Origin of the sequence: Micromonospora sp. NPDC050200 (assembly GCF_040656135.1) — a bacterium.
Classification (GTDB): domain Bacteria; phylum Actinomycetota; class Actinomycetes; order Mycobacteriales; family Micromonosporaceae; genus Micromonospora.
Window position 1 is genome coordinate 1 of the sequence record NZ_JBFALG010000034.1, and the last position, 19,247, is coordinate 19,247.

19 protein-coding genes and 1 pseudogene are annotated in these 19,247 nt (G+C 71.8%); 6 read left to right on the forward strand and 14 right to left on the reverse strand.

Annotated features, from left to right (window positions below; all coding sequences use genetic code 11):
- Window positions 1-674 precede the first annotated feature (674 nt).
- On the forward strand, window positions 675-1,658 hold the full coding sequence (locus tag AB0I41_RS21840) for a polysaccharide deacetylase family protein (RefSeq protein ID WP_357110415.1): 984 nt from the start codon (window positions 675-677) through the stop codon (window positions 1,656-1,658).
- Between the two features lie 459 nt (window positions 1,659-2,117).
- A complete protein-coding gene (locus AB0I41_RS21845) occupies window positions 2,118-2,414 on the forward strand; it encodes a DUF1540 domain-containing protein (RefSeq protein WP_357110418.1) in 297 nt (98 codons plus the stop codon).
- Window positions 2,415-2,495: 81 nt separating this feature from the next.
- Here the strand turns inward: AB0I41_RS21845 and AB0I41_RS21850 are convergent, their stop codons facing one another.
- Complete coding sequence (locus AB0I41_RS21850) at window positions 2,496-4,505, reverse strand: protein meaA (protein ID WP_357110421.1); 2,010 nt, start codon at window positions 4,503-4,505, stop codon at window positions 2,496-2,498.
- A gap of 151 nt (window positions 4,506-4,656) precedes the next feature.
- Here AB0I41_RS21850 and AB0I41_RS21855 point away from each other — a divergent pair, with 151 nt between their 5' ends.
- Both AB0I41_RS21855 and AB0I41_RS21860 read left to right on the forward strand, forming a co-directional pair.
- Window positions 4,657-5,559 (forward strand): ABC transporter ATP-binding protein, encoded by a 903-nt coding sequence (locus AB0I41_RS21855; protein WP_357110423.1) that lies wholly within the window; start codon window positions 4,657-4,659, stop codon window positions 5,557-5,559.
- Window positions 5,559-6,404, forward strand: coding sequence for an ABC transporter permease (locus tag AB0I41_RS21860; RefSeq protein ID WP_357110425.1), 846 nt, complete (start codon window positions 5,559-5,561; stop codon window positions 6,402-6,404). Before AB0I41_RS21855 ends, AB0I41_RS21860 begins: the two co-directional genes overlap by 1 nt.
- A gap of 51 nt (window positions 6,405-6,455) precedes the next feature.
- On the opposite strand, the gene AB0I41_RS21865 is transcribed toward AB0I41_RS21860, so the two are convergent.
- Window positions 6,456-7,304, reverse strand: a complete 849-nt coding sequence (locus AB0I41_RS21865) for a 3-hydroxyacyl-CoA dehydrogenase family protein (protein ID WP_357110428.1) — start codon at window positions 7,302-7,304, stop codon at window positions 6,456-6,458.
- Window positions 7,305-7,396: 92 nt separating this feature from the next.
- Entirely contained in the window at window positions 7,397-8,839 is a 1,443-nt protein-coding gene (gene murA, locus AB0I41_RS21870) for a UDP-N-acetylglucosamine 1-carboxyvinyltransferase (RefSeq protein WP_357110431.1), read from the reverse strand.
- Here murA and AB0I41_RS21875 point away from each other — a divergent pair.
- Together AB0I41_RS21875 and AB0I41_RS21880 are read left to right on the forward strand one after the other, a co-directional pair.
- The gene (locus tag AB0I41_RS21875) at window positions 8,838-9,410 is read left to right on the forward strand and encodes a cob(I)yrinic acid a,c-diamide adenosyltransferase (RefSeq protein ID WP_357110434.1); all 573 of its coding nucleotides are present in this window, start codon (window positions 8,838-8,840) and stop codon (window positions 9,408-9,410) included. The genes murA and AB0I41_RS21875 overlap by 2 nt on opposite strands.
- The gene (locus tag AB0I41_RS21880) at window positions 9,407-9,805 is read left to right on the forward strand and encodes a VOC family protein (RefSeq protein WP_357110574.1); all 399 of its coding nucleotides are present in this window, start codon (window positions 9,407-9,409) and stop codon (window positions 9,803-9,805) included. Before AB0I41_RS21875 ends, AB0I41_RS21880 begins: the two co-directional genes overlap by 4 nt.
- Here AB0I41_RS21880 and AB0I41_RS21885 read toward each other — a convergent pair.
- The 11 genes and pseudogenes from AB0I41_RS21885 to AB0I41_RS21935 all read right to left on the reverse strand — a co-directional run bounded on the left by AB0I41_RS21885 (window position 9,756) and on the right by AB0I41_RS21935 (window position 19,237).
- Complete coding sequence (locus AB0I41_RS21885; RefSeq protein ID WP_357110437.1) at window positions 9,756-10,538, reverse strand: DedA family protein; 783 nt, start codon at window positions 10,536-10,538, stop codon at window positions 9,756-9,758. The genes AB0I41_RS21880 and AB0I41_RS21885 overlap by 50 nt on opposite strands.
- Before the next feature lie 102 nt (window positions 10,539-10,640).
- Window positions 10,641-10,865 (reverse strand): annotated as a pseudogene (locus AB0I41_RS21890) (response regulator transcription factor); the annotation flags it as partial.
- 381 nt (window positions 10,866-11,246) lie between these two features.
- On the reverse strand, window positions 11,247-11,702 hold the full coding sequence (locus AB0I41_RS21895) for a DUF2550 domain-containing protein (protein WP_357110439.1): 456 nt from the start codon (window positions 11,700-11,702) through the stop codon (window positions 11,247-11,249).
- A gap of 12 nt (window positions 11,703-11,714) precedes the next feature.
- Entirely contained in the window at window positions 11,715-11,993 is a 279-nt protein-coding gene (locus AB0I41_RS21900; RefSeq protein WP_088960575.1) for a F0F1 ATP synthase subunit epsilon, read from the reverse strand.
- A gap of 146 nt (window positions 11,994-12,139) precedes the next feature.
- On the reverse strand, window positions 12,140-13,288 hold the full coding sequence (locus tag AB0I41_RS21905; RefSeq protein ID WP_357110442.1) for an LCP family protein: 1,149 nt from the start codon (window positions 13,286-13,288) through the stop codon (window positions 12,140-12,142).
- A gap of 212 nt (window positions 13,289-13,500) precedes the next feature.
- Window positions 13,501-14,940: a F0F1 ATP synthase subunit beta gene (gene atpD / locus AB0I41_RS21910; RefSeq protein WP_357110445.1), complete on the reverse strand. Its 1,440-nt coding sequence runs from the start codon at window positions 14,938-14,940 to the stop codon at window positions 13,501-13,503.
- The gene (locus AB0I41_RS21915) at window positions 14,940-15,869 is read right to left on the reverse strand and encodes a F0F1 ATP synthase subunit gamma (RefSeq protein ID WP_357110448.1); all 930 of its coding nucleotides are present in this window, start codon (window positions 15,867-15,869) and stop codon (window positions 14,940-14,942) included. Before AB0I41_RS21915 ends, atpD begins: the two co-directional genes overlap by 1 nt.
- Before the next feature lie 3 nt (window positions 15,870-15,872).
- Window positions 15,873-17,525 carry a F0F1 ATP synthase subunit alpha gene (gene atpA, locus AB0I41_RS21920; RefSeq protein WP_357110451.1) on the reverse strand — a complete coding sequence of 551 codons (1,653 nt, stop codon included), beginning with the start codon at window positions 17,523-17,525 and terminating at the stop codon, window positions 15,873-15,875.
- Window positions 17,526-17,612: 87 nt separating this feature from the next.
- On the reverse strand, window positions 17,613-18,434 hold the full coding sequence (locus tag AB0I41_RS21925; RefSeq protein WP_357110453.1) for a F0F1 ATP synthase subunit delta: 822 nt from the start codon (window positions 18,432-18,434) through the stop codon (window positions 17,613-17,615).
- Complete coding sequence (locus AB0I41_RS21930; protein ID WP_357110456.1) at window positions 18,434-18,973, reverse strand: F0F1 ATP synthase subunit B; 540 nt, start codon at window positions 18,971-18,973, stop codon at window positions 18,434-18,436. Before AB0I41_RS21930 ends, AB0I41_RS21925 begins: the two co-directional genes overlap by 1 nt.
- Before the next feature lie 27 nt (window positions 18,974-19,000).
- On the reverse strand, window positions 19,001-19,237 hold the full coding sequence (locus AB0I41_RS21935; RefSeq protein ID WP_357110459.1) for an ATP synthase F0 subunit C: 237 nt from the start codon (window positions 19,235-19,237) through the stop codon (window positions 19,001-19,003).
- Window positions 19,238-19,247 lie beyond the last annotated feature (10 nt).

A 19,247-nucleotide genomic window follows, 5' to 3' on the forward strand; every position in this document is an offset into this window, starting at 1 on the left:
GTGTAACGACCGGCGGCCCACCACCATTCCCGGGGGCCCGCACCCCGCGGCGGCCATCGGGCCAGGCCAGCGGGGACTGCTGCTGCGATCGTCCAGGTGATGTAACGACCCCGGGCCGGCCATCATTCCGCCGCCCGGGTGCCGCCGGCCACGGGACAGGCCGATACTGAGCGGCCCAGACCGGGACACCTGGGCGCGCCGGATCGACCGTGGAACCGGACATTCCCCGCCCGGACGCCCTCGCGGGTCCGACGCGGTCGAGCCGGACAGCCGGAGCCCCACCTCATGCTCTGTGGGCGCTATCCGGATATACCGCTTGGCATGGAAAAGTGCCCAGTCGAACGAGACCGCCCGGTGGGGCGGCGACGTAGCACCCGCCGATCGGCGGCCCAGGACCCCACGTCCCTTGCCGGCACCGCCACATCGCCGACAGGGAGGCGCTCACCCACCCCGACACCGCCACAGCGCCGATACGGAGTCGCTCACCGCACCCGGACAGCGCCACAGCGTGGAGAACGGCGTCGATCAGCCGGCCTGGCGCGGGCCAAGCGAGCAACCGCGTGAGGAAGGGTCACCCGCCGAGATGGAACCGGGACCGATCCACCGAGCGCCGGGTACGGAGGGATCCGTAAAGGGGGCCACCGCGATCCCGCCGGCACTGCCATGATCAGGCAGTGCACGTCAAGAACTCCCGCGTCCCGCTGGTCGCGGTCGCGCTGATCGCCGTCGTCGCGCTCCTCGTCACGCCGCTACGGGCGCCGGTACGGGCGACCGTGCTCAGGATGCCCGGCAGCGCGGCCACCACCGGTCCGGCCGCCCCGGACGCCACGGCGGGGCAGGTCGGGCCCGACGGCACAGCGGGGCAGGTCGGGCCGGACGGGACGACCGGGCCGGGTGGGACGACGCCGACGCCCGATCGGAGCGGGCCGCCCGGGGACGGCGGCGGCCTGCCCGGGGCGACCACGCCGGGCACCCTGCCGCCGGTGGTCGACCACGGTCCCCGTACCGGGGGCAGGGTGGCGCTCACCTTCGACGCGGACATGACCGACGCGATGCGCCGGCAGTTGCGCGGGCCGCACCCGCCGTCGTACGCGAACCTGACGATCGTCGAGTTGCTGGAGCGCGAGCGGGTGCCGGCCACCTTCTTCCTCACCGGCAAGTGGGTCGAGGAGTACCCGGAGCTGACCCGCCGGCTGGCCGCCAATCCGCGGTTCGAGCTGGCCAACCACACCTACGGGCACGCGGCGTTCACCCCGCGCTGCTACCAGCTGACGACGCTGCCCCGGCGGGAGATGACCCGGGACGTGGCGCGGACCTTCGAGGTGATCGGCCGGTACGGCGGCCGGCAGACCCGCTACTTCCGCTTCCCCGGCCTCTGCCACGACCGGGCGGCGCTGGCCGAACTGGCGCCGCTCGGGCTGACCGTGGTGGACGGCGACGTGGTCAGCGGCGATCCCTTCGCCACCGCCTGGCAGCCGATCGTCCGGGCGGTGCTGAGCCAGGTCCGGCCCGGCTCGGTGATCATCATGCACGTCACCGAGGCGAACGCGGCGATGACCGACGAGGCGCTGCCGCACATCCTGGCCGGACTGGCCGAGCGGGGTCTGGAGCCGGCTCCCCTCTCCGAGGTGCTCGGCCCGGCCACCCCCGCCCGGTGAGACGCAACGCGGACAGCTGATCTGCCCGCCGGGGGCCCGGCCCGCCGGCCGGCTTCTTCGTCTACGGGGCGGCGAAGGAGGCGGTCGGGCCGGTCCGGGACACCACGACCAGCTACCTGGACGCCGTCCGGGCCGGCGACCACCAGCGGGCGTACGAGCTGCTCTGCCGCGAGGAGCGGGAGCGGACGTCGCTGGCCGACTTCAGCCGCCGGCAGGAGACCGAGCCGCGACTGGTCGACTACGACATCGCGGGGCTGGCCGTCAACAACACCAACGGCCGGGTGCGGGGCACCGCCACCGTCCGGCTGACGACGGAGACCGGCGGTGAGCGCACCCAGGTGTTGAGCCTCGTCAAGGAGGACGGGGCCTGGCGCCTCTGTGGGTGACCGTCCCCGGGAAGTCCACCCCAAAATCGGGCAAATGCCTACCATCGGGGCAGGAGCCGAGAGGGAGGCCGTCATGACCGCAGCGATGGAGATGCCCCGGGTGCAGGAGTGCGCCGTCGCGTCCTGCGCCTACAACCGCAGCAACGACTGCCACGCCTTCGCCATCACGATCGGCAGCAGCGACCACGCCCACTGCCACACCTTCGTGGAGATGCCGGTGCGGGGCGGGCTCGAGCAGCTCATCGCCCAGGTGGGCGCCTGCAGCCGGTCGGACTGCCGGCACAACTCCGAGCTGGAGTGCCGCGCCCCGGCGATCACCGTCGGCCCGGACAACGACATGGCCGACTGCATGACGTACCAGAGCCGCTGACCACGGCGACCAGCCGCAGGTGAGCGGCCGGCCGCGGGCCGGTCAGGCCGTTGACCCGGTCGCGCCGGCGCGGGCCGTGGGTCAGCCGGTCAGGCCGTTGGCCTCCCGGATCACGCCGACCAACTCGTCGATGATGCCGGTCAGGGCGAAGTCCTTCGGGGTGAAGACCCGGGCGACCCCGGCGACCCGCAACGCCTCGGCGTCCCCGGCGGGGATGATCCCGCCGACGACCACCGGCAGGTCACCGCGCCCGGCCGCGCGCAGCCCGTCGAGCACCGCCGGCACGGCCGCCAGGTGCGAGCCGGAGAGCACCGACAGGCCGACCAGGTCCACGTCCTCCTCGACGGCGGCCGCGACGATCTGCCCGGCGGTCAGCCGGATGCCCTGGTAGACCACCTCGAAGCCGGCGTCCCGGGCGCGTACCGCGATCTGCTCGGCGCCGTTGGAGTGCCCGTCCAGGCCGGGCTTGCCGACCAGCAGCCGCAGCCGGCCGCTGCCCAGCTCCCTGGCGGTGGCGGCGACCCGCTCCCGGACCGCGACGAGGGTGGCGTCCCCGCCGACCCCGGCCACGCCGGTCAGCCCGGTCGGCGCCCGGTACTCGCCGAAGACCTGGCGCAGCGCGCCGGCCCACTCGCCGGTGGTCACCCCGGCCCGCACGCACTCCAGCGTCGCCAGCATCAGGTTGGTCGTGGTCGCGGCGTCCGTGCGGAGCCGGGCCAGTGCCGCGTCGACCGCCGCGCCGTCCCGCCCAGCCCGCCACTCGCGTACGGAGGCGGTGGCCGCCGCCTCGACCGCCGGGTCGACCTGCTCGACGGCCTCCGCCCCGGCGGCGGTCAGCGGGGACGGCTCGGTCCCGGTGAACCGGTTGACGCCGACCACCACGTCGGCGCCGGACTCCATCCGGCGGCGCCGGTCGGCCAGCGAGGCGACCAGCGCGCTCTTGAGGTAGCCGGTCTCCACGGCGGCCACCACGCCGCCCATCTCCAGCACCTTCTCCAGCTCGACGCGGGCGCCGGTGACGATCTCGTCGACCAGCGCGGCCATCACGTGCGAACCCTCGAAGAGGTCCGGGTACTCGAGCAGGTCCGACTCGTACGCGAGCACCTGCTGCATCCGCAGCGACCACTGCTGGTCCCACGGGCGGGGCAGGCCGAGCGCCTCGTTCCAGGCGGGCAGCTGCACCGCGCGGGCCCGGGCGTCCCGGGAGAGGGTGACGCCGAGCATCTCCAGCACGATGCGCTGGATGTTGTTCTCCGGCTGCGCCTCGGTCAGGCCCAGCGAGTTGACCTGCACCCCGTAGCGGAAGCGGCGCTGCTTCGGGTTCTGCACGCCGTACCGCTGGCGGGCGATCTCGTCCCAGAGGGTGCCGAAGGCGCGCATCTTGGCGATCTCCTCGACGAAGCGCACCCCGGCGTTGACGAAGAAGGAGATCCGCTGCACCACGTCGCCCATCCGCTCGGCGGGCACCTGGCCGGAGTCGCGGACCGCGTCGAGCACGGCGACGGCGGTGGCCAGCGCGAAGCCGATCTCCTGCACCGGCGTGGCGCCGGCCTCCTGGAGGTGGTACGAGCAGATGTTCGTCGGGTTCCAGCGCGGCATCTCGCGCAGCGTGTACGCGATGACGTCGGCGGTCAGCCGCAGCGACGCCGCCGGCGGGAAGATGTACGTCCCCCGGGACAGGTACTCCTTGATGATGTCGTTCTGCGTGGTGCCGGAGAGCATCGAGGCGGTGTGACCCTGCTCCATCGCCACCGTGCCGTAGAGGGCGAGGAGCCACATCGCCGGCGCGTTGATGGTCATCGAGGTGTTCATCTCGGCCAGCGGGATGCCGTCGAAGAGTGCCCGCATGTCGCCCAGGTGGGCGACCGGCACCCCGACCCGGCCGACCTCGCCGGCGGCCAGCTCGTGGTCCGGGTCGTACCCGGTCTGGGTCGGCAGGTCGAAGGCGACCGACAGACCGGTCTGCCCCTTGGCGAGGTTGCGCCGGAAGAGCGCGTTGGTGGCCGCGGCGGAGGAGTGCCCGGCGTACGTGCGCATCACCCAGGGGCGGTCGCGCTCCGGCAGCCGGCCCGGGAGTGCCTTCTCGTCCATGGCCGGAGTCTAAGTTACCGTTCAGTAAAACGGGCTGTGGAAAACCACACACGTCCATGGAGCGGACCACCGGGCACGAGCGGCGCGACATGGCCGACACCACCACACCCCGGCCCGCCGCAGGTGGCGGCCGGGTCGCACACTGGACGTCATGGATGACGAGCTCGCGATCTCCGTACGGGGACTGCGCAAGGCGTACGGCGACAACGTCGCGGTGGCGGGGGTCGACCTCGACGTCCGGCGCGGTGAGGTGTTCGCCCTGCTCGGCCCGAACGGCGCGGGCAAGACCACCACGGTGGAGATCCTGGAGGGCTACCGGCAGCGCGACGCCGGCGAGGTTTCCGTGCTGGGCAGCGACCCTGAGTTTGTCTTCGGGTCGCGACTGCGGGGCTCGCAAGCTCGCTCCTCGCGCGCCCCACGACACCCGGCCCGAGACTGGCGTTCCCGGGTCGGCATCGTGCTCCAGGGCACCGGCGAGTTCGACGAGCTGACCGTCGCCGAGGTGGTCCGGCACTTCTCCGGCTTCTACCCGGACGCGGACGACCCGGACAAGGTGGTCGAGCGGGTCGGCCTGACCGGCAAGGCGAAGGCCCGCACGCACACCCTCTCCGGCGGGCAGAAGCGCCGCCTCGACGTGGCGCTGGGCATCATCGGCCGCCCCGAGCTGCTCTTCCTCGACGAACCGACCACCGGCTTCGACCCGGAGGCCCGGCGGGAGTTCTGGGAACTGATCCGGGACCTCGCGGCGGCCGGCACCACCATCGTGCTCACCACCCACTACCTGGACGAGGCCGAGTCACTCGCCGACCGGGTCGGGGTGATCGCCGGCGGCCGGCTGGTCGAGGTGGCCCCGCCGAACCAGCTCGGCAACCGGCAGGAGGCCCTGGCGACCGTCTCCTGGCGTACCCCGGAGGGTCTGCCGGAGAGCGTGGAGAGCGCGACGCCGACGGCCCTGGTGGCGGAGCTGGCCGGGCGCTTCGGCGGCGAGGTCCCCGGCCTGACGGTTACCCGGCCGACCCTGGAAGACGTCTACCTGCGGATGATCGGACACTGATGACGACCACGACGAAGCCGGCGGCCCCGGTCGCCGCCACCGGTGGCCGGCGGGTGAAGCCCGGCGCCCTCGCGCTGCGGCAGGGCCGGCTGGAGATCACCCAGTTCCTGCGCAGCCGGGAATCCGTCGTCTTCACGATGGGCTTCCCGATCATCATGATCCTGATCTTCGCCTCGATCTTCGACGGCACGATCAGCGGCGGGGTGAAGTTCACCCAGTACTTCATCACCGGCATGATCGCGACCGGGCTGATGACGGTGAGCTTCCAGAACCTCGGCATCTGGATCCCGATCGAGCGGGACCGGGGGGTGCTCAAGCGCTACCGGGGCACCCCGATGCCGAAGTGGGTCTGGTTCGCCGGCAAGGTGATCATGGTGGTGGCGATCGGCGTCGCCGAGACCGCGCTGCTCCTGGCCGTGGCCGTGGCGCTGTTCGACCTGGACCTGCCGGGCACCGCCGCGAAGTGGTTCACCTTCGGCTGGGTCGCCGTGCTCGGGGTGACCGCCTGCACCCTGTGCGGGATCGCCATCTCCTCGCTAGCCCGCACCGCGCGCAGCGGCTCCGCCGTGGTCACCCCGGTCTCCCTGGTGCTCCAGTTCATCTCCGGGGTGTTCTTCGTCTTCACCGAGCTGCCCGCCTGGATGCAGCAGGCGGCGGCGCTCTTCCCGCTCAAGTGGATGTGCCAGGGGCTGCGGGCGGTCTTCCTGCCGGAGAGCTTCGGCGCCCAGGAACCGGCCGGCTCGTTCGAGCTGGGCCGGGTCGCCCTGGTGCTGGCGCTGTGGTGCGTGATCGGCCTGGTGCTCTGCCTGACCACCTTCCGCTGGACCACCAAGCGCGACGGCTGACGACGACACAGGGACGGGCGCCCGGTGCCCGCCCCTGCCGTCTGACCGGACTCAGTACGTGTAGAAGCCCTTGCCGGTCTTGCGCCCCAGGTCGCCGGCGGTGACCATGCGCTGGAGCAGCTCCGGCGGGAAGAACTTCTCGTCGGCGGTGTCGGTGTAGATGTTCTTCGAGGCGTGCAGCAGCACGTCCGCGCCGGTCAGGTCGGTGGTGGCCAGCGGGCCCATGGCGTGGCCGAAGCCGAGCCGGCAGGCGGTGTCCAGGTCCTCCGCCGACACCACGCCGGACTCGACCAGCTTGACCGCCTCGACGACCAGCGCCGAGATCAGCCGGGTGGTGACGAAACCGGCGATGTCCCGGTTGACCACCACCACGGTCTTGCCGATTCCCTCGGCGAACGCCTTGGAGCGGGCCAGGGTCTCGTCGCTGGTCTTGTAGCCCCGGACCAGCTCGCAGAGCTTCATCATCGGCACCGGCGAGAAGAAGTGGGTGCCGACGACCGACTCCGGGCGCTGCGTCACCGCGGCGATCTGGGTCACCGGGATGGCCGAGGTGTTGGTGGCCAGCACCGCGTCGGACTTGCAGATCTTGTCCAGCGCGCGGAACACCTCGTGCTTGATCTCCAGCCGCTCGAAGACCGCCTCGACCACGATGTCCGCGTCGGCGACCGCCTCCAGGTCGGTGGTGGGAGTGATCCGACCCAGCGTCGCCTCGACCTCGGACGCGTCGATGCGGCCCTTCTCGGCGAACTTCTCCAGCGACTTCCGGATGCCGTCGACGCCCCGCCCGGTGGCCGCGTCGTCCAGGTCGCGCAGCGTCACCTGCCAGCCCGCCTGCGCCGCGACCTGGGCGATGCCCGAACCCATCAGCCCGGCACCGACGACCGCGAGTCGACCCGCCATCTGCTTCTCCCTCGCTGCGATTGAGTGTCTGTCTGCACCCTAGTCGGCGAGCCTGAACGACGGCTAAGGCCCCGGCGCGGCGGCGGGCCCCCTCAGATGGTGAGGTCCGGCGCCTCCGGCGTGGTCCCCCGCTCCACCTCCACACCGAGCGCCCGCAGGTCGGCCACGAAGTCCGGGTAGCCCCGGTCGACGTGGTGCACGTGGGACACCTCGGTGACCCCCTGCGCGCAGAGCCCCGCGATGATCAGGCCCGCGCCGGCCCGGATGTCGGTGGCGCGCACCGGGGCGCCGGAGAGGCGGTCGCGGCCCCGTACCACCGCGTGGTGGCCGTCGGTCTTGATGTCCGCCCCCAGCCGCATCATCTCGTTGGCGAACATGAACCGGCCGTCGAAGATGTTCTCCGTGATCAGCGAGGCCCCGTCACTCAGCGCGGCCAGGCCGATCGCCATCGGCAGCAGGTCGGTGGCGAAGCCCGGGTACGGCAGGGTGACCACGTCGACAGCGGCGGGCCGGTCGTCGGCGCGTACCCGGAAGGCGTCGCCGCGGGTCTCCACCAGGGCGCCGGCCGAGACCAGCTTGTCCAGCGCGACCTCCAGGTAGGCCGGGTCCAGGCCGGTGACGGTGACGTCCCCCCGGGTCATCGCGGCGCCGAACGCCCAGGTGCCGGCGACGATCCGGTCCCCCACCGTGGCGTGCCGCACCGGACGCAGCTCGGGCACCCCGACGATGCGCAGGGTGGAGGTGCCCGCGCCGGAGATCCGGGCACCCATCTGGTTGGCCATGGTGCAGATGTCGACGATCTCCGGCTCGCGGGCCGCGTTGTCGATCACCGTCACGCCCCGGGCCAGCACCGCCGCCATCACCAGGTTCTCGGTGGCCCCCACGCTGGGGAAGTCCAGCACGATCTCCGCGCCGTGCAGGCCGTCCGGGGCGGAGGCGATGACGAAGCCGTGCTCACCGGAGATGTCGGCGCCCATCCGGGTCAGCCCGGAGATGTGCATGTCCAGCCCGCGGGAGCCGATCGCGTCCCCGCCGGGGTGGGCCACCCGCACGTGCCCCCGGCGGGCCAGCAGCGGGCCCAGCACGCAGATCGACGCGCGCAGCCGGCGGACCAGGTCGTAGTCGGCCTCCGCGCCGGGCCGCTCGGGCACGTCGATGACCACCGAGCGGGACCGGGCGACCCCGCCCAGGGCGACCATCGGGTCGACCGGATCGTCGGCCTCGAACCGCACGCCGCAGCCCAGCCGGCGCAGCACCTCTCCCATGATCGCGATATCGGTGATCCGGGGAACGTTGGTGATCACGCTGCGGCCCGGGGCGAGCAGCGCCGCCGCCATCAGCTTGAGCGCGGAGTTCTTGGCCCCGACCACGTGCACCGTGCCGGCCAGGCGGGCGTCGCCGTCGACCCGGATGACGTCGACGTCGTTGACCGCCAGGTCACCGGCGTCACCGGGCCCCGCTCCGCCCGGCCACCCGGGGGCCGGGCCCGGCCGGGCCGGGATCGTCAGGTCCGGTATCCGTAGGCTGTGCGTCATGGCCGTCCACCTCACGCGCATCTACACCAAGGCCGGCGACGCCGGCATGACCAGGCTGAGCAACAACGAGCTGGTGTCGAAGACCGACCCCCGGATCGCCGCGTACGCGGACGTCGACGAGTGCAACGCCGCGATCGGCGTGGCGCTCGCCCTGGGGCAGCTCGACGAGGAGCTCCGAGCGGTGCTGGGGTCGATCCAGAACGACATGTTCGACGTGGGCGCCGACCTGGCCACCCCGGTCGAGCCGGACCCGAAGTACCCGCCGCTGCGGGTCACCGAGGAGTACGTGGAGCGCCTTGAGAGCTGGTGCGACGAGTACAACGCACGCCTGAGCAAGCTCGACTCCTTCATCCTCCCCGGCGGCACCGCTGGCGCGGCACTGCTGCACGTGGCACGGACGGTCGCCCGGCGCGCCGAACGGGCCGCCTGGGCACTGGTCGCGCACGACCCGGATCGCACCAGCTCCCTTCCGGCAAAGTATCTCAACCGCCTCTCGGATCTGCTCTTCATCCTGTCAAGAACGGCAAATCCGAACGGAGATGTGCTATGGGTGCCGGGCGGTGAGCGCTGAGCGCCGGCGCGCTGCACCACGTCGAGGTCTGGGTGCCCGACCTCGACGCGGCGAAACCCAGCTGGGGCTGGCTCCTCGGGGAGCTGGGCTGGACGACGTACCAGGACTGGCCGGCCGGCCGGTCCTGGCGGCTCGGCCCGACCTACCTGGTGCTGGAGGAGTCGCCGGCGCTCTCCGGGCGGGTGCACGACCGGCTGGCGCCGGGGCTCAACCACCTGGCCTTCCACGCCGGTCCGCCCGCCGCGGTGGACCGGCTGGTCGCGGCCGCACCGGCGCACGGCTGGGAACTGCTCTTCCCGGACCGGCACCCGCACGCCGGCGGCCCCGGGACGTACGCCGCCTACCTCAGCGACGGACAGGGGTACGAAGTCGAGTTGGTCGCCTCGACCGGCTGAACGGCCGGGACCGGTCAGGAACGGTCGGCGGCCCCCGTCGGGTCGGGGCGCCGTGCGCGGCACCCGGCCGGCGGGAGCCCGGCACGCGTCCGGTCAGCCCGCGCGGGCGGCGAGCCGGTCGCGGGCAGCGCCGCCCGGCGGACCGTCGACGGCGTACCCGTGGCAGCCCCACCGCGACGGCGACCGCCGCGACGAACGCCACCCCGGCGGCGGGCAGCCCGGCCGGTACGGCGCCGACCGCCCAGCCGAGCAGCACCGTCCCCGGCACCCAGACCGCCACGGCCGGGGCGTCGAAGAGGAGGAACCGCCGGTACGGCAGCCCGGCCATCCCCGCCACCCGGGGCACCAGCGTCCGCGCGAACGCGGTCCACCGTCCCACCAGCACCGCCGTGCCGCCCCTGGTGGCGATCAGCGCCTCCGCCCGACGCCACCGGGCCGCCCCGATCCACCGGCCGACCCGGCCGTTCCGGACGCGCGGACCGAGCAGCCGCCCCTCCCAGTAGCCGAGCTGGTCGCCGGCGAAGGCGGCCAGCGTGGTCACCGCGAGGGCGACGCCCAGGTCCAGCTCCCCGGCCCGGGCCAGCAGCCCGACCGCGAGCATGGTGCTGGCCGCGGGCAGCACGACCCCGACCAGCAGTCCGACCTCGGCGGCGAGCACCGCTGCGGCGACCAGCAGGACCTGGCCGGGCGGCAGGACGCCGAGCCGGTCGAGCAGCGAATCCAGGAAGGCCACGGATCCAGCGTGCCCCGGTCGCGTGGCTCCGCCGTCCTCCCGGCGGCCGGCCGCGCTCCTCCTGGTGGCCGGCCGTCCCCCTACGGAGGCCCCGGCCCCCGGCTAGGGCGCCTCCGGGTCCGGGACCGGACGGAAGTCGTCGTCGACCAGCCCGAGCCGGTGGGCCACCACGGCCGCCTGGACCCGGTTGCGCAGCTCCAGCTTCTCCATCGCGGCGGACACGTGGGTCTTCACCGTGGTCACCCCCAGGTGCAGCCGCGCGCCGATCTCCGCATTGGACAGACCGGCGCCGACCAGGGCCAGCACCTCCCGTTCCCGGCGACTGAGCAGCCGCAACCCCGGTGCGGGGCCACCCGCCTCCGGCTGCCCTGGGCGGCGTTTCCCGCCCAGCGGCAGCGCGCCATCCTCGACGCGGTGGTCGGCGCGCTCGGTGCGAACGGCGTCTTCACCACCTTCGCCTACCGGCACGCGCGGCCCACCCCGCCGGCGCGACGGTTCCGCCGGCTGCTGGACGCGCTCTTCGAGGAGGTGACCGTGGGCCGAACGGTCTGGGCGAACGTGCCGCCGGCCCTGGTGTACCACTGCGGACGGCCCGCTGAAGTCCCGGGCGCGCCGCCGGGTTGGGCCCGGAGCGGTCCGGGCGTGCCGACTCGCGCGGGCCGTCGGAGAGGCGGCTCGCCAGGCGGCGAGCCCCTTCCGCACCTGACGTCAGGCGGCCGGCCAGTCCTGGGAGGCCAGACGCGGGGAGGCCGCCCCGGGCGGGGCGGCCTCCAACCAGCTGAGGAATCCGGTGACGGTGGAACGCGCCATGGCGATCTCGACCGGAGCGTGGTGACTGGTACACCGGAGGATCACCCAGTCGGCGGGCATGGAGAGGCGCTCCTGCCCCTCGGGCAGCCGCCGGCGCTCCACCACCAGCTCCTTGCGGGAGAGCACCCGCTTGGGCCGCAGGGCGAAGCTGAACATCCGGTACCACCGGAGTTCGTCGCCGGCGAACCGCCCGAAGCCGGGCGACCAGCCCCGGCCGTCGAGTACGGTGGTGACCCGGACGCCGAGCCGGATGATGCCTCCGCTACGCGTGACGAGGGCCCGCCGGATGAAGAGGATCAGGGCTGCGGCGACGATCACCGCGAAGCCGATTCCGATCCCTTCCACGATCTCCATCGGCGGGTCGGCTCAGCGGGCCGGGGTGGCCGGGGAGGCGCTCTCGGCGAGGACGGTGACGCCCTCACCGGTCACCGACAGGAAGCCGCCGGCCACGTCGTACGCGACCTGCTGGCCGCCGGCCTGCTTGATGCGGACCTGGCTGGGCTCCGCGAGCTGGCCGAGCAGGGGCGCATGCCCCGGCAGCACACCCAGCTCACCCTCGGTCGTCCGGGCGACGACCATCTCGGCCTCACCGGACCAGACCTTCTCCTCGACGGCTACGAGCTCGACGTGAAGCTGCTGTGCCACGCTGTCTCCTTGCTGCGGCGGCGGATTGCCGAAAGTCTAGTCCCGCCGCCGGGAGCTCCCCAACGCGGGTGGCGAGACCTGCGCCACCCGGCGTGGTGACACGCCGAGCCGGACCGGCGGGAAGCCGGCCCGGCGGTGGCGCGGGCTCACTTGTTCCGGTTGCGGAACTCCGGGTGTTCGAGCAGGAACGCGTCCAGCTGTTCGTTCTTCAGGGCGGTGAAGAAGTCGCTCACGGCGGGCACGAACTGCTCGCCCTTGTAATTGTTGCCGGTGCCGATCCCCCCGCCCGGCAGCTTGATCAGCTCGACGTTCTCCGCCCGGACGCCCTTGAGGGCGACGGCGAAGTCGACCACGCTGCTGCCCCGGCCGTTGAAGGTCAACGACTGGCCGGCGGCCCGGATCACCTTGTCCAGCTTGATCGGGTTGGTCACCACGTCCGCGCTGAACGCCTGCTTGACCATCGCCTTGACGAACTGCTGCTGGTGGCGCTGGCGGCCGTAGTCGGAGTCCGGGACGCCGTTCTTGGGGTAGCGCTGCCGCACGTAGTCCAGCGCCTGCCAGCCGCTCAGGTGCTGGTTGCCCTTCTTGTACTCCGCCTGCGGCCCGATGTAGCCGGGGCCGTTCGGGTTGCCCTTGCGGTGGGTGCCGTCCGGCTCGCGGTGCTCCGACGTCACGTCCCGCTCGATGTACATGTCGACGCCGCCCATCGCGTCGACGATCTTCTGGAAGCCGGTGAAGTTGATGATCGCACCGGCGTCGAACCGCTCGATGCCGGTCACCTTCTGCACGGTCTTGGCGAGCAGCTCGAAGCCCTGCGGGGCGCTCGGGTTCTGCCCCTGCACGAGGCTGCCGTGCGACATGGCCCCGTTGAGCTTCCCGGTGCCGCCCTGGTAGCCGGCCTTGTCGAATTTGGGGATGTCGACAACGAGGTCGCGGGGCATGGAGAACAGGTACGCCCGGTCCATCGACTCCGGCACGTGCAGCACCATGATCGAGTCAGCCAGCGGCGGCGTCTCCGGCTTGCGCGGGTCGATGCCGACCAGCAGGATGTTGAGCGGGCCCTTGATGTCGCTCTTGCGCTCCTGCGCCCCGGCCGCCTGGTCGCCGAAGAGGTCGGCCTTGCCGACGGCGCCCTCGTACCGGGCCAGCAGCGCCTCGTAGCCGACCAGCACCACGCCGCTGAGCAGCATGAGCACGGCGCCGAAGACGGTGCACGTCCTGGCCCACCGCGGCACGCCCGACCACATGGACGGCTTGCCGCCGCCCTTGCCGGCCTTACCCACGAGCTTCTCCATTCGTCGTCACGCCCACGACTCTGGAGACGGGCGTACGCAGCCGAAAAGTTGCACCGGATCGACGCCGGTTCGCGGGCGTCGCGCCCGAAACGGTACCGCGCCGCCGTGGGAAGCGCTCACCCGGCAACCGGACACCGGGCCCGAACAGGCCTGGACAGGCCGAAGGCCACCCCGGCGAGCCGGGGTGGCCTTCGTTCGCTGTGACGGAGTTCTCAGCCCTCCGACATCAGTTCCTTCGCCTTGCGCTCCAGGTCCTCCAGACCGCCGCACATGAAGAAGGCCTGCTCGGGGAAGTGGTCGTACTCGCCCTCGCTGATCTTCTTGAACGCCTCGATGGTCTCGCTGATCGGGACCGTCGAGCCCGGCACGCCGGTGAACTGCTCGGCGGCGTAGGTGTTCTGCGACAGGAAGCGCTCGATCCGCCGGGCGCGCTGCACGGTGATCTTGTCTTCCTCGGAGAGCTCCTCGATACCGAGGATGGCGATGATGTCCTGCAGGTCCTTGTAGCGCTGCAGGATCCGCTTCACCTCGGTGGCGACCTGGAAGTGCTCCTGGCCGACGAACTCCGGGGCGAGAATCCGGGACGAGGACGCCAGCGGGTCCACGGCCGGGTAGATGCCCTTGTCGGAGATCGACCGCTCCAGGTTGGTGGTCGCGTCCAGGTGGGCGAACGTGGTGGCCGGCGCCGGGTCGGTGTAGTCGTCGGCGGGCACGTAGATCGCCTGCATCGAGGTGATGGCCTGGCCCCGGACGGAGGTGATCCGCTCCTGGAGCTCGCCCATCTCGTCGGCCAGGGTCGGCTGGTAACCCACGGCGCTCGGCATGCGGCCGAGCAGCGTGGAGACCTCGGAACCGGCCTGGGTGAAGCGGAAGATGTTGTCGATGAAGAGCAGCACCTCCTGCTTCTTCACGTCGCGGAAGTACTCCGCCATGGTCAGCGCGGACAGCGCCACCCGCAACCGGGTGCCCGGCGGCTCGTCCATCTGGCCGTAGACCAGCGCGGTCTTGTCGATGACGCCGGACTCGGTCATCTCGGCGATGAGGTCGTTGCCCTCACGGGTGCGCTCACCCACGCCGGCGAAGACCGAGGTACCACCGAAGTTCCGGGCGACCCGGGTGATCATCTCCTGGATGAGCACCGTCTTGCCCACGCCGGCGCCGCCGAACAGGCCGATCTTGCCGCCCTTGACGTACGGGGCGAGCAGGTCGATGACCTTGATGCCGGTCTCCAGCATCTCGGTCTTCGGCTCCAGGTCCGCGAAGGCCGGGGCCTTGCGGTGGATGCCCCACCGGTCGTCCGGGTTCAGTGTCTCGCCCTCGGTGAGGTTGAGGCACTCGCCGATCGCGTTGAAGACGTGACCCTTGACCGCGTCGCCCACCGGCACGCTGATCGGCGAGCCGCTGTCGCGCACCTCGGTGCCGCGGACCAGACCGTCGGTCGGCTGCATCGAGATGGCGCGGACCATGTTGTCACCCAGGTGCTGGGCGACCTCCAGGGTCAGCGTCTTCTCGCCGCCGGAGAGCGTCACGTCGACGTTCAGGGCGTTGAACAGGGCCGGCATGGCGTCGCGCGGGAACTCGGCGTCGACGACCGGGCCGATGACCCGGACCACGCGACCCGTGGCCGTCTTGGTCTCTACTGGGGCAGTCATCACACTTCACTTCCCGACGCGGCGAGCGCGTTCGCGCCGCCGACGATCTCGCTGATCTCCTGGGTGATCCCGGCCTGGCGGGCCGTGTTCATCTCACGCGTGTACTTCTCGATCATCTCTTCGGCGTTGTCGGTGGCGCTCTTCATCGCCCGCCGCCGAGCCGCCGACTCGCTCGCCGCCGACTCGATCAACGCCGCGTAGATCCGCGTGTTGATGTACTTCGGCAGCAGCGCGTCGAGCAGCGCGTCCGCCTCCGGCTCGAACTCGTACGCCGGCAGCAGACCCTCGGACCGCGGACGGTCCTCGACCTGCATCGGCCCGATGATCTTCGCGACCGGCGTCTGGGTCATCAGGGAGTGGAACTCGGTGTAGACGATGTGCAGCTCGTCGATCCCGAGCACCCCGTCCGCCCCGGCTCCGCCGTCGATGTCGTCCGCGCCGGCGGTGAACGCCTTGATCAGCGTCTCGCCCACCTGACGGGCGTCGGCGAAGGACGGCTGCTCGGAGAAGCCGGTCCAGTTCGCCTCGATCGGCCGGTTGCGGAACCGGTAGAACGTGACGCCCTTACGCCCGATGACGTAGAGCACCGGCTCCTTGCCGTCGGCCTTCAGCCGGGCGATCAGCGACTCCGCGGTCTTGATCGCGTTGGAGCTGTAACCACCGGCGAGACCCCGGTCGCTGGTGACCAGCAGGACGCCGGCCCGCCGCACCCGCTCGCGCGGGGTGAGCAGCGGGTGGTCGATCCGCGCGTTGGACGCCAGCGCCGTGAGCACGCCGGTGATGGCCTGGGCGTACGGCAGGGACGCCGCCACCCGGGCCTGGGCCTTGGCGATCCGGCTCGTCGCCACGAGCTCCATCGCCTTGGTGATCTTCTTCATCGACTTCGCCGAGCGGATCCGTTGACGAAGAACGCGAACCTGGGCCGCCATGGGTCAGCTCTCTACCGGGCGGTCGGTCGAGCCGTCCCGGAAGCGGGTCACCGACTCGCGGTTCTCCTCGCCCTCCAGCGGCTTGGCCGGCGCCTCGTTGATCCGCTGCTCGTCCTCCTTGCCGAGGAAGAGCTGCTTGAACTCGGTGATGGCCGAGTCGAGCGAGCCGATGATCTCGTCGTCCCACTTGTTGTCCGCGATCGCGGCGAGGACGCCTTCGTGCTTGTGGCGCAGGTACTGGAGGAACTCCGACTCGAAGCGCCGGACCTCGCCCACCGGGATGTCGTCCAGCTTGCCCTCGGTGCCGGCCCAGACCGAGACGACCTGCTCCTGCACCGGGTACGGCGCGTAGTTCGCCTGCTTGAGCAGCTCGACCAGGCGGGAACCGCGCTCCAGCTGGGCGCGGGAGGCCCTGTCCAGGTCGGAGGCGAAGGCGGCGAACGCCTCCAGCTCGCGGTACTGGGCCAGGTTGAGCCGGAGCGAACCGGCGACCTTCTTCATCGGCTTCACCTGCGCGGCGCCACCGACCCGGGAGACCGAGGTGCCGACGTTGATGGCCGGCCGGACGCCCTGGTTGAACAGGTCGGTCTCGAGGAAGATCTGGCCATCGGTGATCGAGATGACGTTGGTCGGGATGAAGGCCGAGATGTCGCTGGCCTTCGTCTCGATGATCGGCAGGCCGGTCATCGAGCCGCCGCCCAGCTCGTCGGAGAGCTTGGCGCAGCGCTCCAGCAGACGGGAGTGCAGGTAGAAGACGTCACCCGGGTAGGCCTCGCGGCCCGGCGGGCGCCGCAGCAGCAGCGACACGGCCCGGTACGCCTCGGCCTGCTTGCTCAGGTCGTCGAAGACGATCAGGACGTGCTTGCCGCCGTACATCCAGTGCTGCCCGATGGACGAGCCGGTGTAGGGGGCGAGGTACTTGAAGCCGGCCGGGTCGGAGGCCGGGGAGGCCACGATGGTGGTGTACTCCATCGCGCCGGCCTCCTCCAGCTGGCCCTTGATGGAGGCGATGGTGGACGCCTTCTGGCCGATGGCGACGTAGATGCAGCGGACCTGCTTCTTCGGGTCGCCGGAGCGCCAGTTGTCCCGCTGGTTGAGGATGGCGTCCAGCGCAACGGTGGTCTTGCCGGTCTTCCGGTCACCGATGATCAGCTGCCGCTGCCCCCGGCCGATCGGGGTCATGGCGTCAACGGCCTTGAGACCGGTCTGCAGCGGCTCGGAGACGGACTGCCGGGACATCACGTTCGGGGCCTGGAGCTCCAGCTCACGGAAGCCCTCGTTCGCGAGGTCGCCGAGCCCGTCGATCGGCTGGCCGAGCGCGTTGACCACGCGGCCGAGGAAGGCGTCGCCGACCGGCACGGAAAGCACCCGGCCGGTGCGCTTGACGCGCTGACCCTCTTCGATGCCGCCGTAGTCACCGAGGACGACGACACCGATCTCCCGGACGTCGAGGTTCAGCGCCACACCGAGCGTGCCGTCCTCGAACTCCAGGAGCTCGTTGGTCATGGTCGAGGGGAGGCCCTCGACGTGGGCGATGCCGTCGCCCGCGTCGGCGACGGTGCCGACCTCCTCGCGGGAGACTTCGGCGGTGTAGGAGGAGACGTAGCGCTCCAGGGCGCCGCGGATCTCCTCCGTCGAGATGGTCAGCTCGGCCATCCTCTGCTTCCTTAAGTATCAGGGTCCCGGGATACCTAGTACCGACCGGTCCGAATGGCGTCGATCAGGGGGCTGCGGAGACGCTGGTCAGCGCTTCGCGAGCGCGTTACGGGTCTCGTTGAGGCGGCGCAGGACGGTGCCGTCGTACAGGTCGGAACCGACCCGCACGCTCACCCCACCGAGCACCTCCGGGTCAACCGTCTGCTTGACGGAAACCTCTCGACCGTACATCGCGGAGAGGCGGGCACCCAGGCGTCGCTCCTCCTCGTCACTCAACGGGGCGGCCACGGTCACGTACGCGACCTGCCGGTCCCGCCGGTCGGCGGCCAGCTCGACCAGCCGGGTGAGCGCCCCGGTGAAGGAGCGTCCCCCGAACCCGCCGAGAGCCGCCTCGACGAGGCGGACGGTCACCGGGCGGGCCTTGGCGGCGAGCAGCTCACGGGCCAGCGCGGCCCGCTGTCCGACCGGGGCGATCGGGTCGGACAGCGCGTTGGACAGCGCCGACTGACCGGAGACCACCTGGCCGAAGCGGAACAACTCGTCCTCGACCTCACCGAGGTCACCCGAGGAGTCGGCGCTGGCGAGCAGTGCCTCCACGCCGAGCCGCTCGGTGCCGTCGAGCAGTTCCGACGGCGCCGACCACCGGCCGGAGACCAGCGAGGCGAGCAGGTCGAGCGCGTCCGCGCCGATCTTGCCCCGCAGCATGTCGCCGAGCAGGCCGGCCCGGTCCGCGCCGGACCGGGCCGGGTCCGACAGCGCCCGGCGCAGCCGCGGCTCGCGCCGCAGCAGATCGGCGACGGAGAGGATGTCGTCGGCGGTGGAGGCCACCACCGACGGCTCCGCGCCGCGGACGTACGCGTCGAGGCGCTCGGCCGCGACCTTGTACGACTCCCGGCTGGCGGCCTGCATCAGCGGGCCCCCGCGCTCTCGAGACCGCTCAGGTACCGGTCGACGGTGCCCTTGCGACGAGCCTCGTCGGCGAGCGACTCACCGACGATCTTGCTGGCCAGGTCCACCGCGATCGTGCCGACCTCCGTGCGCAGCTCACGCACGATGGTGGCCCGCTCGGCGGCGAGCTGCTCCTTGCCGGCCGCGATGATCCGGTCGGACTCCTCCCGCGCCTTGGCGAGGACGTCCTGGCGGATGCCCTCGGCGTCGGCCCGGGCGTCGTCCCGGATCTTGGCGGCGTCGGTCCGCGCCTCGGCGAGCTGCGCGCGGTACTGCTCGAGGAGCTGGTTGGCCTCGGCCTGGGCGGCCTCGGCGCGCTTGATGCCACCCTCGATCGCGTCGACCCGGGCCTGGAACGTCTGCTCCATGCGCGGGAAGACGAACTTCATCAGCACGACGCAGAGCAGGATGAAGGCGATCCCACCGACCACGATCTCCTGCCAGGCAGGGATGATCGGGTTGTGGGTCGTTGCACCACCCTCAGCGGCGAGGAAGAACATGGGAAACCTCCCGGTCGAAGGGCGGGATCAGGAAAGCGTGCCCTGCCAGATGAAGCCGAAGGCGATGCCCAGCAGCGCGAGCGCCTCGATGACGGCGAAGCCGATCCAGACGTACGGCAGGGTCATCCGGGACGACTCCGGCTGCCGGGCGGTCGACTGGATGTAGGCGGCGAAGACCAGGCCGACGCCGATACCGGGACCGATGGCGGCGAGGCCGTAGCCGATGGCGGCGGTGCTGCCGGAAACCGCGGCGAGAACGTCCATTGGTTGGTTC

Bases quoted from the DNA above. Each gene is read 5' to 3' on its own strand.
- AB0I41_RS21860 (WP_357110425.1), top strand. From the start codon at position 5,559: ATGACGACCACGACGAAGCCGGCGGCCCCGGTCGCCGCCACCGGTGGC.
- AB0I41_RS21895 (WP_357110439.1), bottom strand. From the start codon at position 11,702: ATGGAGATCGTGGAAGGGATCGGAATCGGCTTCGCGGTGATCGTCGCC.
- atpA (WP_357110451.1), bottom strand. From the start codon at position 17,525: ATGGCCGAGCTGACCATCTCGACGGAGGAGATCCGCGGCGCCCTGGAG.
- AB0I41_RS21915 (WP_357110448.1), bottom strand. From the start codon at position 15,869: ATGGCGGCCCAGGTTCGCGTTCTTCGTCAACGGATCCGCTCGGCGAAG.
- AB0I41_RS21865 (WP_357110428.1), bottom strand. From the start codon at position 7,304: ATGGCGGGTCGACTCGCGGTCGTCGGTGCCGGGCTGATGGGTTCGGGC.
- AB0I41_RS21855 (WP_357110423.1), top strand. From the start codon at position 4,657: ATGGATGACGAGCTCGCGATCTCCGTACGGGGACTGCGCAAGGCGTAC.
- murA (WP_357110431.1), bottom strand. From the start codon at position 8,839: ATGACGCACAGCCTACGGATACCGGACCTGACGATCCCGGCCCGGCCG.
- AB0I41_RS21905 (WP_357110442.1), bottom strand. From the start codon at position 13,288: ATGGAGAAGCTCGTGGGTAAGGCCGGCAAGGGCGGCGGCAAGCCGTCC.
- AB0I41_RS21850 (WP_357110421.1), bottom strand. From the start codon at position 4,505: ATGGACGAGAAGGCACTCCCGGGCCGGCTGCCGGAGCGCGACCGCCCC.
- AB0I41_RS21930 (WP_357110456.1), bottom strand. From the start codon at position 18,973: ATGTTCTTCCTCGCCGCTGAGGGTGGTGCAACGACCCACAACCCGATC.
- AB0I41_RS21925 (WP_357110453.1), bottom strand. From the start codon at position 18,434: ATGCAGGCCGCCAGCCGGGAGTCGTACAAGGTCGCGGCCGAGCGCCTC.
- AB0I41_RS21845 (WP_357110418.1), top strand. From the start codon at position 2,118: ATGACCGCAGCGATGGAGATGCCCCGGGTGCAGGAGTGCGCCGTCGCG.
- atpD (WP_357110445.1), bottom strand. From the start codon at position 14,940: ATGACTGCCCCAGTAGAGACCAAGACGGCCACGGGTCGCGTGGTCCGG.
- AB0I41_RS21875 (WP_357110434.1), top strand. From the start codon at position 8,838: ATGGCCGTCCACCTCACGCGCATCTACACCAAGGCCGGCGACGCCGGC.
- AB0I41_RS21935 (WP_357110459.1), bottom strand. From the start codon at position 19,237: ATGGACGTTCTCGCCGCGGTTTCCGGCAGCACCGCCGCCATCGGCTAC.